Origin of the sequence: Bradyrhizobium zhanjiangense, assembly GCF_004114935.1 — a bacterium.
Taxonomy (GTDB): Bacteria; Pseudomonadota; Alphaproteobacteria; order Rhizobiales; family Xanthobacteraceae; genus Bradyrhizobium; species Bradyrhizobium zhanjiangense.
In genome coordinates this window covers 915,084-931,192 of the sequence record NZ_CP022221.1, presented here as the reverse complement: position 1 = coordinate 931,192, position 16,109 = coordinate 915,084, and the positions used below count along the sequence as shown (strand labels likewise).

General features: G+C 63.3%; 19 protein-coding genes, 1 tRNA gene and 1 pseudogene. 19 read left to right on the top strand and 2 right to left on the bottom strand.

What is annotated here, in order from left to right; all coding sequences use genetic code 11:
• The first annotated feature begins 22 nt into the window (after positions 1 to 22).
• The 8 genes and pseudogenes from XH85_RS04385 to XH85_RS44695 all read left to right on the top strand — a co-directional run bounded on the left by XH85_RS04385 (position 23) and on the right by XH85_RS44695 (position 4,989).
• Positions 23 to 574 carry a hypothetical protein gene (locus XH85_RS04385; RefSeq protein WP_128930906.1) on the top strand — a complete coding sequence of 184 codons (552 nt, stop codon included), beginning with the start codon at positions 23 to 25 and terminating at the stop codon, positions 572 to 574.
• Between the two features lie 3 nt (positions 575 to 577).
• Positions 578 to 1,015 (top strand): hypothetical protein, encoded by a 438-nt coding sequence (locus tag XH85_RS04380; protein ID WP_128930905.1) that lies wholly within the window; start codon positions 578 to 580, stop codon positions 1,013 to 1,015.
• Positions 1,016 to 1,126: 111 nt separating this feature from the next.
• Positions 1,127 to 1,831 (top strand): competence protein CoiA, encoded by a 705-nt coding sequence (locus tag XH85_RS04375; RefSeq protein WP_128930904.1) that lies wholly within the window; start codon positions 1,127 to 1,129, stop codon positions 1,829 to 1,831.
• Positions 1,832 to 1,954: 123 nt separating this feature from the next.
• Positions 1,955 to 3,259: a hypothetical protein gene (locus XH85_RS44700; protein WP_164940680.1), complete on the top strand. Its 1,305-nt coding sequence runs from the start codon at positions 1,955 to 1,957 to the stop codon at positions 3,257 to 3,259.
• Between the two features lie 8 nt (positions 3,260 to 3,267).
• On the top strand, positions 3,268 to 3,480 hold the full coding sequence (locus XH85_RS04365) for a hypothetical protein (protein ID WP_128930903.1): 213 nt from the start codon (positions 3,268 to 3,270) through the stop codon (positions 3,478 to 3,480).
• A 79-nt stretch (positions 3,481 to 3,559) separates the two neighbouring features.
• Entirely contained in the window at positions 3,560 to 3,892 is a 333-nt protein-coding gene (locus XH85_RS04360) for a hypothetical protein (protein ID WP_128930902.1), read from the top strand.
• Positions 3,893 to 4,583: 691 nt separating this feature from the next.
• Positions 4,584 to 4,694, top strand: a pseudogene (locus tag XH85_RS47770) (SEC-C metal-binding domain-containing protein); the annotation flags it as partial.
• A 127-nt stretch (positions 4,695 to 4,821) separates the two neighbouring features.
• Positions 4,822 to 4,989: a hypothetical protein gene (locus XH85_RS44695; RefSeq protein ID WP_164940678.1), complete on the top strand. Its 168-nt coding sequence runs from the start codon at positions 4,822 to 4,824 to the stop codon at positions 4,987 to 4,989.
• A gap of 255 nt (positions 4,990 to 5,244) precedes the next feature.
• On the opposite strand, the gene XH85_RS04350 is transcribed toward XH85_RS44695, so the two are convergent.
• A tRNA-Arg gene (locus XH85_RS04350) sits at positions 5,245 to 5,321 on the bottom strand.
• 271 nt (positions 5,322 to 5,592) lie between these two features.
• Positions 5,593 to 7,095: a sensor histidine kinase gene (locus XH85_RS04345; RefSeq protein WP_128930900.1), complete on the bottom strand. Its 1,503-nt coding sequence runs from the start codon at positions 7,093 to 7,095 to the stop codon at positions 5,593 to 5,595.
• A 349-nt stretch (positions 7,096 to 7,444) separates the two neighbouring features.
• On the opposite strand from XH85_RS04345, the gene rpmH reads away from it, so the two are divergent.
• The 11 genes from rpmH to XH85_RS04290 all read left to right on the top strand — a co-directional run bounded on the left by rpmH (position 7,445) and on the right by XH85_RS04290 (position 16,058).
• Entirely contained in the window at positions 7,445 to 7,579 is a 135-nt protein-coding gene (gene rpmH, locus XH85_RS04340; RefSeq protein ID WP_008542748.1) for a 50S ribosomal protein L34, read from the top strand.
• Between the two features lie 27 nt (positions 7,580 to 7,606).
• Positions 7,607 to 8,005: a ribonuclease P protein component gene (rnpA, locus tag XH85_RS04335; RefSeq protein WP_128930899.1), complete on the top strand. Its 399-nt coding sequence runs from the start codon at positions 7,607 to 7,609 to the stop codon at positions 8,003 to 8,005.
• Positions 8,006 to 8,021: 16 nt separating this feature from the next.
• Positions 8,022 to 9,875: a membrane protein insertase YidC gene (yidC, locus tag XH85_RS04330; RefSeq protein ID WP_128930898.1), complete on the top strand. Its 1,854-nt coding sequence runs from the start codon at positions 8,022 to 8,024 to the stop codon at positions 9,873 to 9,875.
• Between the two features lie 141 nt (positions 9,876 to 10,016).
• A complete protein-coding gene (gene yihA, locus XH85_RS04325) occupies positions 10,017 to 10,670 on the top strand; it encodes a ribosome biogenesis GTP-binding protein YihA/YsxC (RefSeq protein ID WP_128930897.1) in 654 nt (217 codons plus the stop codon).
• Positions 10,670 to 11,035 carry a DUF423 domain-containing protein gene (locus XH85_RS04320; protein ID WP_164939772.1) on the top strand — a complete coding sequence of 122 codons (366 nt, stop codon included), beginning with the start codon at positions 10,670 to 10,672 and terminating at the stop codon, positions 11,033 to 11,035. Before yihA ends, XH85_RS04320 begins: the two co-directional genes overlap by 1 nt.
• A gap of 250 nt (positions 11,036 to 11,285) precedes the next feature.
• On the top strand, positions 11,286 to 12,173 hold the full coding sequence (gene argB, locus XH85_RS04315) for an acetylglutamate kinase (RefSeq protein ID WP_128930895.1): 888 nt from the start codon (positions 11,286 to 11,288) through the stop codon (positions 12,171 to 12,173).
• A gap of 182 nt (positions 12,174 to 12,355) precedes the next feature.
• Positions 12,356 to 13,342: a DUF1036 domain-containing protein gene (locus XH85_RS04310; RefSeq protein ID WP_164934882.1), complete on the top strand. Its 987-nt coding sequence runs from the start codon at positions 12,356 to 12,358 to the stop codon at positions 13,340 to 13,342.
• Positions 13,343 to 13,531: 189 nt separating this feature from the next.
• A complete protein-coding gene (locus tag XH85_RS04305) occupies positions 13,532 to 14,224 on the top strand; it encodes a pyrimidine 5'-nucleotidase (protein WP_128930893.1) in 693 nt (230 codons plus the stop codon).
• A 23-nt stretch (positions 14,225 to 14,247) separates the two neighbouring features.
• Positions 14,248 to 15,153, top strand: a complete 906-nt coding sequence (locus XH85_RS04300; RefSeq protein WP_206734370.1) for a LysR family transcriptional regulator — start codon at positions 14,248 to 14,250, stop codon at positions 15,151 to 15,153.
• 105 nt (positions 15,154 to 15,258) lie between these two features.
• Positions 15,259 to 15,618 (top strand): carboxymuconolactone decarboxylase family protein, encoded by a 360-nt coding sequence (locus XH85_RS04295; protein ID WP_128930891.1) that lies wholly within the window; start codon positions 15,259 to 15,261, stop codon positions 15,616 to 15,618.
• On the top strand, positions 15,615 to 16,058 hold the full coding sequence (locus tag XH85_RS04290) for a DUF302 domain-containing protein (RefSeq protein WP_128930890.1): 444 nt from the start codon (positions 15,615 to 15,617) through the stop codon (positions 16,056 to 16,058). The genes XH85_RS04295 and XH85_RS04290 overlap by 4 nt, the downstream gene beginning before the upstream one ends.
• Positions 16,059 to 16,109 lie beyond the last annotated feature (51 nt).

Genomic DNA, 16,109 nt, shown 5'->3' with positions numbered 1-16,109 from the left:
TTCAGGCCGGAAGAGGGGATACATGGAGAAATATCATATCAAGCTGACTGAGAGCGAGGCCGCGACACTCGCGAAGATCGATCTCAGGGAATCTCATTGCAATCATGATGAGGGCCACGCAGCTTATAAAGCCAATGCGCAGCCGATCCTTACCTTGCTCCAATCTCTGAGCGACAGGTCCGCAGTTCCCCAAGAAAGGCTGAATTACTGGAATGACCCCCGATACCATCAGGGGAGGATCAAAGCGTCGCGCAAGGGTCTATTCGAGAGAAATGGTTGCAGAGGTACGGACATTTACACGCATCCACATTTTATCCGTTATCTTCGATATTTTCTGTTTGGTGCCGATCTTCCCGACGACGTCATTGCAGCATTTGAGGAGAAAGTCGGTAACCCACAGTGGGTTTCCTCTAGTGAGGTCATTCCGATCGGCAAGTTTGCTCGGGATCTCACCCGCCAATATCGTCTGGACAAGACGGATGCACCAGAAGAGTTCTTTAAACTTTGCCTCGACATGGGGCTTAGCTTGACGACAGCCGAGAGCGTCATGCGGGCGGTCAAACAAATTCGATAGAACATGGACAAACTGACGCTGAACTACGTCTGGGGGCAGGAGCGGATACCGGTCGTACTGCGGCGGACGGGAAGAGGGCAGCGCTTGCGCGTTCGACTTCCCTTCGCGGAAACGAATTGCCAGTGGCTTCAGAATGGTAGACGAACGTCGCCTATTTGGATTGCCGGCAAGAAATACTGGGAACTGCCGAAAGCTTGGTTCAACGATCTCGTCGAACGCTCGTTGGCCGAATATGGCAAAGTCTACGTTATTCAGCCCTACCGTGAGCAGGAGAAATGCTCTCCTGCGTGCCAGAATGCGACTGGGCATGAGTGCCAGTGCTCCTGCATGGGCCTCTATCACGGCGCCGGAAATGACGGCAGTTGGTTCGAGGTATCCGATACTTTCGCTGCGCGTTGGGGCGAGCAGGAGCTCGCCTGTCGACTAATGACGGCGAGATAGGATGTCTGCTGGGGGAGGATGCATTTTGACCAAAGGCTCGGCCGATCGGCTGGCGGCAGCGCCATTGTCGTGCTTGTTGGGTTTAGCGATGCGTAAAGGGGAGCCATAAACGTGCTCTATGCCTGGGTCGGCGACCAGAAGCGCGCCCCCGTCGCGAAGGGTGAACGGACCACGTGTCGCGACTGCGGCGGCTTGCTCACCGCCGTCATGCCCGTCGAGAACACGTCCCACTGGCGGCACAAGGCGGGTGATTGCGATCCCTGGAGCGAGCCGGAGGGAGCCTGGCACCTCGGCTGGAAAGAACTCTTCGATATGTCCTGCCGCGAGATCGCTCTCCGCGACCCGACGACAGGAGAGCTGCACCGCGCAGACGTCCTCGTCGGCAGCGGCACCCCGCGCGCGACCGTCCTTGAGCTGCAGCACTCCTCGATCAGCGAGGACGAGCGAAACGCGCGGGAGGCCTTCTATCGGCGCGGACACCGGATGTTCTGGCTGGTCCACATTCACAGCGAAAGCTCGTTCCTTGGGACGTATTTCAACATGTCGCTCGATTTCGGATCACGGGTCGTAAATCTCGACGGCAAGGAATTCGCGATCATGCGCTGGGTGGGCCCGAACAAGCAGTTCATCGAGAAGTGGAAGCGTGCGGTAGCCCACGTCTTCTTCAATGCAGGGCCTTACATCTTCTACCTTGCAGGCCCCGGCGTAGCGTCTCGTCTTGGAGGCCCCTTGAAGCGCGGCGAATTCGCTCTCTGCGCCCTGACCCGCGATGAGTTTCTTCGAGCTATCCGCTGGGAGGATACTGCTCCCTCTTGACGGCGTGCTCGTATTGAGCGGCGCCACGCCAGAGCACTTTGCATGGCTGCCGGTATTCCTGATTAATACACAATGCGAGCGCTCGGGACAAAGCTCGCTGATAGTAGAAGGTGATGTTTTTCAATGAAGATATTTTGGTCATGGCAGAGTGATCGCGATCCGAAGTTGCATCACTACTTTGTGCGCGATGCGCTGAAGGACGCCTGCAAGCTCATCGCCATCGATCCCGACTATGAGGAGGCGGAGCGTCCCGAGGTCGATCACGATACCAAGAATGTCGCTGGAACCCCGGACATCACGAAGACCATCCTGGAGAAGATCGCCGGCGCGAACGTCTTTGTCGCGGACATGACCCCGGTGGGCATGACGGCCCCTGTAGCACTTCAGCCCAACATACCTGCCGAAAAGCGTTCCGAGCCCAAATACCTCCAGAACCCGAACGTCATGTCCGAACTCGGCTACGCCGAGCATGCGCTCTCACAGGGCCGCATTATTCTCGTAGCGAACGGCGCGCACTATCCCGGTCCCGTGGCGCTTCCCTTTGATTGGCGTCACCGAAGCGGCGCGAAGGTCTACACCCTCAAGGATGGAGCCACGAAGGAGGAGATCAAGGCCGAGCAGAAGCGCTTCGCGGAGGTGCTGAAGAGCTGCATCATGCCCATCCTGGCTGAGCAGGCTCCGCTAAAGGCACCACCACCCCCAATTTCCTGGCAACCGTCGAGCAGTAGCGATCCGACCATTTGGCCGGCGGCTGAGAAGAAGCTCGAATTTCGCAACAATGCAATGGAGGAGCAGCGCCGGAATGTTCAACTGGGAAAAGGGACGCGGATCTTCGCACGCATCGCGCCTAGCGAATGGTCAGCGCCGGCCCGGGTCGAGCTTGAACAGCGCATCTCCGACGTGGGACTGAACATTCGGGGGCGGGACGGTGATTGGGGCCTCAATGGCGATGGCGCGCTGTCAGTCTGGGGGCGGATCGCGGGGAACGCTGACGACACGGACGTCACGAATGCGACGCAATGGTTCCAGTCGAACGGCGAGCTTTGGGGGGTCAACAGCAACTGCTTCGCTGAAAACAGCGGCGGCCTGTGTTTCGCGTCCGCGCTGCCGTTCACACCGCTGGATGAGTTTCTTCGTAAGGGCATTGCCGCCATCAGAGCCATGGGCGGTAAAGGCCCGATCGGGATCAAGCTGGGTGCTGGCGATCTGACCGACACTGTCTTGCCTGGCCAATACCAATCGCAACGCTTCCCGGCTGTCAGCGGGCGTGCGGATGTGGGCGAAGAACTTGAGTCCTGGACGCCGAACGAACGGCGGGCGCTCCTGTTCCGATTCTGGAATGCTTTGATGGACGCCTACGGTCGGCCGCCTGCGCGCTCCATTACAGAGTTCGAGCAAGCAGCCGCGATTGCGCCGCTATCGAAATAGGCGTTGGAATGCCCCAGCAGAACGAGGAGGCAAAACCAAACGTGCTCGATCCGCGCCAACTGGTGCGTATCGAAGCGGTGCATCGTGGCTTCCTGTATCAGCACCTCTATCTGGCGAACTGCCTGCTGCGCGCCGGATCAGCCGGCGTCGACAAAATCGTCGTCGAAGGAGACGAGGACGTAGAACGCATCGGGCGGCCGACTGCTTCTATGTGCAGGTGAAGACGCGCCAGGGACTCCTGGAAGCTGGCGACATCAAGGGCTCCTCCCGGGCGCGTCGGGCATGGAGACGCTTGGCGCGTTGAACATCAAGCTCGGTCAGGACGCGCTGAGTGTCGATGTCGTGATCGACAATGCCCATCGCCTGACGCCGGCGGACCTGAAACCGATTGTCGACCAGGCGCAGAACGTCCGCTTTCTTCTGCTGTGCCAGCCGGGCATCGTGACACAGGAGATCGCGGCACTCGTCGGCGTCGAGCATGAAACGCTGGGTGGTTGGGACGATGACACCATTGCGGCGGCGGTCGCCGAGGCCGGCTGCGTGGCCGACTACGCGGATTGCGAGCGTCTGTCGCGTCTCACCGGCGGGCTGCCCTATTATGTATTGAATGCGGGACATGCTTGCCGAGGTTGAGGAGCGCCTTCCAAAAAGCGACCAGCACCATCGCATCTTTCGCCACAACCGAGCACTGGCGATGTTCAAGCTCGGGGCCTACGACCTCACGCTCCAGGAAACGGAACGGCTCGGTGAAGAGTATTATGACCTCCTTGGCCTATCGCCAGAGCAGGTCATTGGCAGAAACCCGCCAGCCATCCGCCCGCTGCTCCCCAAGGGTCGGGACAACAGAGATGACCTGAAACATCTCGCCGACACGTTGGACCTCCACGCACAGGCGCTACAGCGATCCGGTCGATCATCGCCGTTCGCACGCATACACGCGATGAAGTTCTACGAACTTGCCCACGCCCCGCAGTCGGTTATCCGCGTGGGCCAGGATCTCGTAGACGACTTTTGCATTCACTACGACTTTGAGAGCGCGCGGGACGTCATCGAGAAGACGCTATTGCCGACCGTCCAGGCGTTGAACCTTGTTTCCTGGGTGGTGCCGGTCCGCAGCCAATACGCGGTCGTCCTTGCCTATTCAGGGAAGTTTGACGCCGCCGACAATGAAATGCGCCGGCTCGCACCGTATGAGGCGGGCCTTAGTCCCGCCGGCAAGGGTGAGCTACAGGATCAGCGCCGCCTCATTACACGCCTTCGCCGGTCCGGCCCGCCGCCGCAGAGAAAGGTTGTTATTCCTCCGGCAATGCAGAAGCTTCTTGCAGCGCGCAACGGGCCAGCGGCGCCACCCCAGCAGCGTCGAACCAAGGTCGGCCGAAACGAGCGGTGCCCGTGCCAGTCAGGCCGGAAATACAAGCATTGTCACGGCCGATGATCGACAACGGCACCCGCCCATCGTCAACTATTGGCATCCCTCGCAACGTCCGGGACGCGTCGCCGCCCTGCTATTCGTTGCGCAGCCGATCTCCCTCATACTTGGCGCACCGCTCTCCGGTTGGATTATGGATGTCTTCTCGCAGGCTGAGGAAATGCACGGCTGGCAATGGATGTTCATCATCGAGGCTCTTCCGGCTGTAATCCTCGACTTCGTCATTCTGTCCTTTCTCAGCAATGGAATCGACGATGCGAAGTGGCTTTCCGAAAGTGAAAAGCAACCGCTGGCGGCTTGAGTGGCGAGGTACTAGCAACTTTCAGCCGGTGGACCTTCTCGCAGACCGACCCAGCCATATTTTCTGATGGCGCCGCCGCACGATCTTCGATGGTCGGTTACGCGACTCGGGAAATCCAGCGCTCCTCTTAAGTTCTCCGTCACGGGGTCCGCAATCGCAATAAAATCCCCAGACTAAATCCCAGACTAAATGGAAATTCTAGTCCGGGGTTGCTCCAGGCCAATCTCGAAACCCGTGTTATTTTAAGGAGTTAGCTGGCGCGCCCGGAACGATTCGAACGTCCGACCCTCAGATTCGTAGTCTGATGCTCTATCCAGCTGAGCTACGGGCGCGTTTTTCGCAAACAGCGATGGCGGGGGTGACCCGCGACGCATCTCCCGGAGGGCCGGGAGGGGTGCGAAAGAGCGCTCTGACTAGCCGCTCTTGCCGGCGTTGGCAAGGTCCGGGATGGGGAGATTTTGCAAGGAGATGACGGCCTCTTCCCTGTCATTCCCGAACTCGCGGAGCGAGAAGTGCGGAATCTCGCGCCCAAAACCTCTGGATTCCGGGTTCGGCGCTTTGCGCCGCCCCGGAATGGCGGACGCAGCTCGGCCGCTGGCCGACTTACGCCCGCGCCCGCTCGTTGCGGATGGAGAGCAGTTCCACGGGGCGATCGGGGATGACGATGCGGAAGGTGGCGCCGATGGTGCCTTCGACGAGGTGGATGTCGCCGCCATGGGCGCGGACGAGCTCGGCCGCGATGGCAAGGCCAAGGCCGCTGCCGCCGGGGCGGCCGGAGGTCTGGAACGCCTCGAACAGGTGCTCCCGGGTCTTCTGGGGAACGCCTGGACCGGTATCGGAAACCTCCAGGATGGCGACGGCGCCCTCGCGTTTTCCGGTGATCCGGATCTGCTGCACGCCGCCATCGCCGGACTGGGCATGGGTTTCCAGCGCCTGGGCGGCATTGCGGACGAGGTTGAGCAGCACGCGGAACAGCTGGTCTGGATCGGCATCGACCGCAAGCCCGCGTTCGATCGCGGCGACCCAGGCGATGGTGGCATCGCTGGCCAGCCCCGCGGTCTCGCGCACCTCCAGCACCACCGGCTCGATCAGAATCATGCGGCGGTCGGGCGCGGCCTCCTGGGCGCGGCCATAGGACAGCGTCGACTGGCAGAAGGCGATGGCGCGCTCGAGCGAGCGCACCAGCTTCGGCGCAAAGCGCTGCACCCGCGGATCCGGCACGCTGGCGAGCTGGTCCGACAAAAGCTGCGCCGAGGCCAGCAGGTTGCGCAGATCATGGTTGATCTTGGAGACGGCGAGGCCGAGGGCAGCGAGCCGGCTCTTCTGATTCAGCATCGACATCAGATCGCGCTGCATGTCCGACAATTCGCGCTCGGCCACCCCGATCTCGTCGCTGCGCTGGCTCGGCACGATGATCCGCGCCGCGCTCTCCGGGTTCTCGTGGAAGCCGACCAGGCTCGCGGTGAGCCGCCGCATCGGGCGCACGAACAGGTAATGCAGGGCGAGATAGACGAGGCCCGCGGTCAGCGCCGCGATGATCAGCGCGACCACCACGACGTTGCGCGAGAAGCGGTACATCTGCTGCCGCAGCGGCAGCTCGTCGGTCACGATCTCGATGAATTGGGCATTGCCGACGCCGGGCCCGACGATGCGGATGGCCTGGTTGCCCGTCTCCAGCATCATCCGGAACGAGCCAGTGATCGCGTCCCAGGCCGTCATGTCGCGCAGATCGATGTCGTGCTCGATGGCTGTCGGAAGGTTATCGCTGGCGAGCAGCCGGCGCTGCTGACCCATCTTGATGGCGACGGCGCGGGCATTGATGCTTTTCAAGATCTGCCGCGACAGCGAATCGGGAACCATGCCAAGCGGCGCGGCATCCAGCACCAGCGCTGCCGTATTGGCCGCCGCCACCCGGTCGTTGAGCCGGTTGACCCAGAAGTTGGCGATGGCGGGCACGTAAAGCAGGCTGGCCGCGATCATCACCAGAGGGACGGTAAGCAGCAGCAGCTTGCCTGACAGCCCGAGCCCGCCCGACCCGCGCGGCCGCATCGCCGGCTGGTCCGGCTGATCCAGATCTTGGATCGGCTGGCGATCTGTGGCTGCCACGAAATTCGCCCCTGTTGACCTTGGCTGATGCAGGATGCGACCCGTCCCGGGTCCGGTCAAATTACGGATCGCTAATCTGCCAAGGTGAGATGTAAGCCCTGGTAAAGCGAGTCGCCACCTCAAGGGTTAAAAACCCCGCACAAACAGCGATATTCACCGGAAACGCGCGCTTGTGCGGCGTTGACGAAAACAAGGCGCTCCCTTATAAGCCGCGCGAATTGTCCGCGATGACCCGGTGCGACACCGGGAGCGGCTCTTTTGGGGCCGGAAACGGCCCGTTTTGGGCCGCATCTTCGGGACTTTACCATCAATTCTACAGGCAAATTGCCCGGTCAGCGGAGAAAAACCCGTGAAGCGGACTTATCAACCCAGCAAACTGGTGCGCAAGCGCCGTCACGGCTTCCGTGCCCGTCTCGCCACTGCCGGCGGCCGCAAGGTTCTCGCCGCCCGCCGCGCCCGCGGCCGCAAGCGTCTGAGCGCCTGAGCCGGACCCCCTTTTTGGGATTTCATCATGGATCGGCTGAGGCAGCGGGCGGATTTCCTCGCCGTTGCCAATGGCGCGCGGGTGAATAATCCCGCGTTCGTCCTGCAAAGCCGCCGCCGGGACGACGGCGGCCCGATCCGGATCGGCTTCACCGTTTCCAAAAAGAACGGCAACGCCCCCGAGCGCAATCGTATCCGGCGCCGGCTTCGCGAATTGGTGAAGCGGCTCGATCCGGTGTCGATGCAACCCCATCATGATTATGTGCTGGTCGGACGAAGGGACGCGCTCTCGTGCGACTTCGCGACCATGCTCGACGATCTGCGCATAGCATTCACGAGGCCGGCGCGGCATACGGCCAAAGGACCGGCCAAGGCGCGCGGCCAGAGGCCGGATCGCGCCACAGCGACCAGCCGCAAACCGGATTGATGACGAGACAATCGAGATGACCGACAATCGCAATACCATCCTCGCCGTCATTCTATCCGGCCTGGTGCTGATCGCCTGGCAGTATTTCTACAACGTGCCGCAGATGGAGAAGCAACGCGCCCAGCAGCAGGCACAGACCGAGCTCCAGAAATCCACGCCGCAGCCGACGGCGTCCGCAACGCCGGGTACCACGCCGCAGGCGGGCGGCGCGACTCAGCCCTCGACACCGGCCGCGAACCAGCAGCAGGCCCAGCCGGTCGTTGCCCGGGACGCCGCGATTGCGGCCAGCCCGCGCGTGAAGATCGACACGCCGCGGATTGCCGGCAGCATCGCGCTGAAGGGCGGCCGCATCGACGACATCGCGCTGGTGCAATTCCGCGAAACCGTCGACCCGAAGTCGCCGCCGATCATCCTCTATTCGCCCTCGGGCACGGCGGAGCCCTATTACGCCGAGTTCGGCTGGGTGGCGGCGACGGGCGTGACGGCGAAGATGCCTGATGCCCAGACCGTCTGGCAGCAGGACGGCAGCGGCAGCCTGACGCCATCGACGCCGGTGGTGCTGAAATGGGACAATGGCGAGGGCCTCACCTTCCGCCGCACCATTGCGGTCGACGACCATTATCTCTTCACCATCAAGGACGAGGTGAGCAATGTCGGCAACGCGCCGGTCACGCTCTATCCGTTCGCGCTGATCTCGCGCCACGGCGCGCCGCAGGTCTCGGGCTACTACATCCTGCATGAAGGCCTGATCGGCTATCTCGGTGACCAGGGCTTGCAGGAATACGCCTACAAGAAGATCGACGAAGCCAAGACGGTCAACTTCAAGGCCACCAATGGCTGGCTCGGCATCACCGACAAGTACTGGGCCTCGGCGCTGCTGCCCGACACCAATGCGCAGCTTCAGGCGCGCTTCTCGTCGAACCCGGTCGGCAACGTCCACACCTACCAGACCGACTATCTGCTCGATCCCGTCACCGTCGCGATCGGCGGCACGGCCACTGCAAACGCGCGGCTGTTCGCGGGCGCCAAGGAAGCCGGCGTCGTCGGCGTGTTCCCGTTCGCCGGCCTCGGCGGCTACAACAAGGCGCTGGGGCTCAACCACTTCGATCTCTTGATCGACTGGGGCTGGTTCTACTTCATCACCAAGCCGATGTTCCTCGGCCTCGACTTCTTCTACCGCTTCTTCGGCAATTTCGGCATCTCGATCCTGCTCGTGACCGTGATCGTGAAGCTGCTGTTCTTCCCGCTGGCGAACAAGTCCTACGCCTCGATGGCGAAGATGAAGTCGATTCAGCCGCAGCTACAGGCGCTGAAGGAGCGCTATCCCGACGACAAGGTGAAGCAGCAGCAGGAGATGATGGAGATCTATCGCAAGGAGAAGATCAATCCGGTCGCCGGCTGTCTTCCCGTGGTGATCCAGATCCCGGTGTTCTTCTCGCTCTATAAGGTGCTGTTCGTCACCATCGAGATGCGGCACGCGCCGTTCTATGGCTGGATCAAGGACCTCTCGGCGCCCGACCCGACCAATTTGTTCAACCTGTTCGGACTGATCCCGGTCGACCCGACCACGATCCCCGTGTTCGGCCACTACCTCGCACTCGGCATCTGGCCGATCATCATGGGCATCACGATGTGGTTCCAGATGAAGCTGAACCCGACGCCGCCGGATCCGACGCAGCAGATCATCTTCAACTGGATGCCGCTGATCTTCACCTTCATGCTGGCCGGCTTCCCGGCGGGCCTCGTGATCTACTGGGCCTGGAACAATCTGCTCTCGGTGGTCCAGCAGAGCTTCATCATGCGTCGCAACGGCGTGAAGGTGGAGCTGTTCGACAATCTCAAGGCGACGTTCGCGAGAAAGGCGACGTAGGCGCCGTTGCCGGGCGCAAATGCCTCCACATCGTCATGCCCGGGCTTGTCCCGGGCATCCACGTTTTTGGAGGCTCGTTTCGTGACTAAGACGTGGATGGCCGGGACGAGCCCGGCCATGACGAGAGGATAGACCGCTCGCATGAACGACAAGACCGACGAGCGACTGATCGAGGCCGGGCGAAAACTGTTCGCCCGCGACTGGCAGTTCATCTGGGCCTCGCCCTCGATTGCCACGCTGCCGCCGATGGCCGGGCTGGAGATCGCCTTTGCGGGACGCTCCAATGTCGGCAAGTCCAGTCTCATCAACGCGCTGACCGGCCGCAATGCGCTGGCGCGCACCTCGCATACGCCCGGCCGCACCCAGGAGCTGATCTTCTTCGAGGTCCCCGGGAAGAGTGACCTGCGCCTCGTCGACATGCCCGGCTACGGCTATGCCAAGGCGCCCAAGAGCCAGGTCGCGTCCTGGACCGAGCTGATCCACAAATTCCTGCTGGGACGTGCCTCACTCGCGCGCGTCTATGTGCTGATCGACGCGCGGCATGGAATCAAGGACGTCGATCTCGAAGTCCTGAAGACGCTCGACCGCTCCGCGGTCAGCTACCAGATCGTGCTGACCAAGGCCGACCAGGTGAAGGCCTCCGAGCTGCAGGCGCGCATCGCCGAGACCGAGGCTGCGCTGGCCAAGCACCCAGCCGCGTTCCCGAACGTGCTCGCGACCTCGTCGCGGAGCTCGACCGGCATGGAGGGCTTGCGCGCCGCGATGGCGAAGCTCTTGGAGGAGCGGGCCTCGTGATGGCGGCGCAACGCCTGCTGATTGGGCTTGCCGGTTTGATGGGCGCCGCCGGCGTCGCGCTGGCGGCCGCCTCCGCGCATGGCGCCGATGCGAGCCGGCTGGCAACGGCCAGCGCCATGCTGCTGTTTCATGCAACTGCCATACTTGCGACCGTCGCGCTGCTCGCGCGCGGCCTTCTGCACGGCGGAATTGGACTTGCCGCCGCGTTCGGCTTCGCAGCTGGCGCCGCATTGTTCGCGGGTGACCTGACCTTGCGGCAATATGCAGGGCACGCGCTGTTTCCCTACGCGGCGCCGACGGGTGGGACGATAATGATCTTGGGCTGGTTGGCGGTGAGTGTGGCGGCGGCGGTGGCGAAGAAGTGACGCTCGCTCTTACCCTCCCCTGGAGGGGGAGGGTCGGCTCATATTGAGCGAAGCGAAATGTGAGCCGGGGTGGGGTGATCTCTCCACTCGGGCACTGCTCTTCGCGGAGAGATCACCCCACCCCGCTCGCGCTACGCGCGATCGACCCTCCCCCTCCAGGGGAGGGTAAGAGCGAACGCCACACTTTGCGCCGCGCCCGCCAATCAGATAGAACGCAGGCCGCGTTAGTCCCGCCAGCGAGATCCGCCTCATGACCGACATCTCCCCGCTCGACCAGGCCCGCATCCTGTCCGAAGCGCTGCCGCACATGCAGCAGTATGACGAGGAAACCATCGTCATCAAATATGGCGGCCATGCCATGGGCGACGAGGAGACCGCCAGGAACTTTGCCCGCGACATCGTGCTGCTGGAGCAGACCGCGATCAATCCGGTGGTGGTGCATGGCGGTGGGCCGCAGATCGCGACCATGCTCAAGCGCCTCGGCATCGCCTCGGAATTCGCCGCAGGCCTGCGCATCACCGATGCCGCGACCATCGAGATCGTCGAGATGGTGCTCGCCGGCTCCGTCAACAAGCAGATCGTCGGCTACATCAACGAAGCCGGCGGCAAGGCCGTGGGCCTGTCGGGCAAGGACGGTAACATGGTGAAAGCGTCGAAGACGACGCGGACCATCATCGATCCGGGCTCGAACATCGAGAAGGCGATCGATCTCGGCTTCGTCGGCGACCCCGAGAAGGTCGACCTCACTTTGCTCAACCAGCTGATCGGCTACGAGCTGATCCCGGTGCTGGCACCACTCGCAACCTCCAAAGAAGGCCAGACCCTGAACGTCAACGCCGACACGTTTGCCGGTGCCGTTGCCGGCGCGCTGAAGGCCAAGCGTCTCCTGCTGCTCACCGACGTGCCAGGCGTGCTCGACAAGTCCAAGAAGCTGATCCCGCAATTGTCCGTCAAGGACGCGCGAAAGCTGATCGCCGACGGCACCATTTCCGGCGGCATGATCCCGAAGGTCGAGACCTGCATCTACGCGCTCGAACAGGGCGTGCAGGGCGTCGTCATCATCGACGGCAAGATGCAGCATGCGGTACTGCTCGAGCTCTTCACCAACCAGGGCACGGGAACGCTGATCCACAAGTGAAGCGGGAGCGGACAAAGAAAGCCGTCATGGCCGGGCAAGAGCGCGAAGCGCGTCTTCGCGAAGATGTCCCGGCCATCCACGATCTTTCGTTGCGCGCCAAGAACGTGGATGCCCGGCACAAGGCCGGGCATGACGAGCGGAGAGAGCGGCAGCCTCGCCGTCCTCCCCTGACCCGCTTCCTGATGACGCTGCCCGCCGCAGCCGTCTCGTTCTTCTTCTCCTCCGCGCCAGCTCTCGCCGACCTCAAGATCTGCAACCGCATGTCCTATGTCGTCGAGGCCGCGATCGGCATCGACGACAAGGCGGCGACCGCGACGCGGGGCTGGTTCAGGATCGATCCCGCCACCTGCCGCGTGGTGGTGCAGGGCACGCTGACGGCCGACCGCATCCTGCTCAACGCCCGCGCGCTCGGCGTCTATGGCGCCTCCCCGATCCCGCAGAACGGCCGCGACATGCTGTGCGTGGCGCAGGATAATTTCGTCATTGCGGCGGCACGGCAATGCCGCAGCGGCCAGGCCCAGGCCGCCTTTACGCAGGTGACGCCGACACAAGGCGCGGACGGCAACCTCATTGCCTATCTCGCCGAGGATTCCGAATATGACGACGAGCAGGCGCGCCTTGCCGGCATCCAGCGGCTGCTGGTGATCGCGGGTTACGATGTCGGCGCGATCGACGGCGTCGACGGGCCGAAGACGCAAGCAGCGCTGGCCGCCTTCCTGAAGAGCCGCGGGCTGTCGTCCGACGTCGTCTCGTCGCCGAATGTGTTCAAGACCATGGTCGATGCGGTGCAGACGCCCTCCGCGACCGGCCTCACCTGGTGCAACGACACGCCGCACAAGGTGATGGCGGCAGTCGCGAGCGACGACGGCAAGTCGGTGACGAGCCGCGGCTGGTATCGCATCGATCCCAAGACGTGCCTGCATCCTGATGTGACCGGCCAGCCCAGGCAGATCTTCAGCTTCGCGGAAGCGGTCGACGCCGACAACCGCGTCATCAAGCTGAAGGACCGGCCGCTGAACTGGGGCGGCGACAAGCAGCTCTGCACGCGCGAGACCAAGTTCGAGACGAGCGAGCAGACCGATTGCGGCGCGCGCGGCTTCGCCGCGACCGGTTTTGGCGCGGTGGACATGTCGAGCGGAGGCAAGACGCTGCGGTTTGCGCTGCCGTGATGGGTGGGGATGACGACGGCGCTACACACTCCGTCGTCGTCCTGGCCTAGTGCGCCATTGCGCACGGGGGGCCAGGACCCATAACCACCGAATTGCGTTTGGCGAAGAACGACGACGAGAGTACCCGATTGATGGGTCACGGAGTATGGGTCCCGGCCTTCGCCGGGACGACGAGTTGAGAGAATCATTGTGACGACTCCCCGCACCTTCGCCCATGTCGACACCTGGGTGTTCGATCTCGACAACACGCTCTATCCGCATCACGTCAATCTGTGGCAGCAGGTCGATGCGCGGATCGGCGAGTTCGTGTCGAGCTGGCTGAACGTGACGCCCGAGGAGGCGCGCAAGATCCAGAAGGACTATTACCTGCGCTTCGGCACCACCATGCGCGGCATGATGACCCTGCACGGCGTCTCCGCCGACGACTACCTTGCCTACGTCCACAAGATCGACCATTCGCCGCTGGAGCCGAACCCGGCGCTCGGTGCAGCCATCGCCGGGCTGCCGGGGCGCAAGCTGATCCTGACCAACGGCTCGGTCGACCATGTCGATGCAGTGCTGGCGCGGCTCGGCTTCGCAACGCATTTCGACGGCGTATTCGACATCATCGCCGCCGAGTTCGAGCCAAAGCCGGCGCCGCAGACCTACCGGAAGTTCCTGAGCGACCATGCAGTCGATCCGACCCGCGCCGCGATGTTCGAGGACCTCGCGCGCAACCTCGCCGTACCGCACGAACTCGGCATGACCACGGTGCTGGTGGTGCCCGACGGCACCAAGGAGGTGGTGCGCGAGGACTGGGAGCTGGAGGGCCGAGACGCCGTCCATGTCGACCACGTCACGGATGATCTGACGGGGTTTTTGCAATCGCTCGCCGCCGCCTGAGCGCGACCATGCAAGGAGCGAACGTGTCCCGGAAACCGCCAGGCCTACCCGCCATCGAATGGGACGATCTGCGCTATTTCCTGACCCTGGCTCGCGAGAAGAGCCTGTCCGGCGCGGCGCGCAGCCTCGGCACGACGCAGCCGACCATGAGCCGCCGACTCGAACTGTTCGAGAAGAAGCTTGGCGCCGTGCTGTTTCAACGAAGGCCGTCCGGCCTCGAGCTCACCGACACCGGGCGGCAAATCCTCGACTATGCCGACAGGATGGAAGACGCAGCTCTTGCTGCCGAGCGGATAGCGACCGGTAGCAGCGCCGGGCTCAGTGGAACGATCCGCGTGACCTCCGCCGAATGGCTGGGCGCGCGGGTTCTGTCGCCCCTGCTTGCCGAGTTCTGCACCCTGCATCCCGAAATGAACATTGAGCTCGTCACCGACACCGAGGCGCTAAGCCTGACCCGACGCGAGACCGATATTGCCGTGCGTTTCGGACGCTTCGAGCAGGAGGGGCTGATGCAACGCAAGATCGGCAGCCTTCCGTTCGGCCTCTATGCGGCGCCCGGCTACCTCAAAGCGAAAGGTCTCCCGGATTTTCGGCAAGGCGGCGCCGGCGCCACGGTCATCGCCATGAACGCGGCGCTTGCCGAAAGCGTCGCCGAGACAAAGTGGCTCCGCCACCATTTGGCACACGCCCACATTGCCTTTCGCAGCAACAGCCGCGACGGCCAGGCGGCGGCGGCCGTTGCCGGCGCCGGCCTGGTTTGTCTGCCGGCACGTCTCGCCGGCGCATATCCGCAGCTGCGCGCAATCGAGACGCCGGCCCCTGTTCCGAGCCGCGATGTGTGGCTCGGATTCCACCGCGACACGCGCGGGATTCCCCGGGTGCGCGGTGTTGTGGACTTCCTCGCCGAGCGCACGCGTCGGCTCCGCTGACGATCTCCGGTCCGCGTATAGGGATCATACGCCGGCAGCCGATGGGCATCGGCGCAGCTGCCGCCTATGTCGTCTCCCGAGCCCCCGCAATCGAGGAGATCTGCAATGTTGGACTGGAAGACCTATCAAGGCGAACTGCTGGCGCGCATCGGTGACGTCGGCAAGCTCAACCCGGAGACGGTGAAGGGTTATCGCGCGCTCAGCGCCGCGGGCGCACAGAGCAGCCGGCTCGGCGACAAGACCCGCGAGCTGATCGCGCTCGCCGCCGCGGTGACCGCACGCTGCGATGGCTGTATCGCCGTCCATGCCGAAGCTGCGACCCGGCACGGCGCGAGCCGCGAAGAGCTCGCGGAAGCACTTGGCGTCGCGATCGCGATCGGAGCGGGCGCCGCGCTGGTGTATTCCGCCCGCACGCTCGATGCATTCGAGGCGAACCATGCGGCGAGCCCAGCGGCGGTCCGATGACGAAGGCGGCCCTTCAGACTGTCGCCTTTTCCGAGAGCGGCACCGCGGCAACTTCTTTCCAACGCGCCCTCTCCTCGACGCTGCCGGTCGAGGAGATCGTGACGCGCCTCAAAGACAGAATCCTCGCTGCCGATCTCTGGGTGCTGCACGAGATCAATCCGCAGATGCTGCTGCATCGCGGCGGATACGACATCGGCCCGGCTCGGCAGATCCTGTTCTTTCACCCGCGCCTGATGTCGCGTCTGCTGGCGGCCGATTCGGCGGCCTTGCTCGAAGTCCCCCTGAAGTTCGCAGTTATCGGCTTCCGCGAAGGACGAACCGAACTGCGCTGGCTCGATCCCGGCAAAGCCTTTGCGCGATATCGATCGCCGGCGCTTGCTGCGCTTGGCGACGAACTGGCCGACGTTTGCGAGAGCATCGTCGCCGGCCTCGATCCCTGAGGGGCAGGCCCCCGCTCACGTTCCGGGTGCGTCGGCGCCATCCGGAACAAG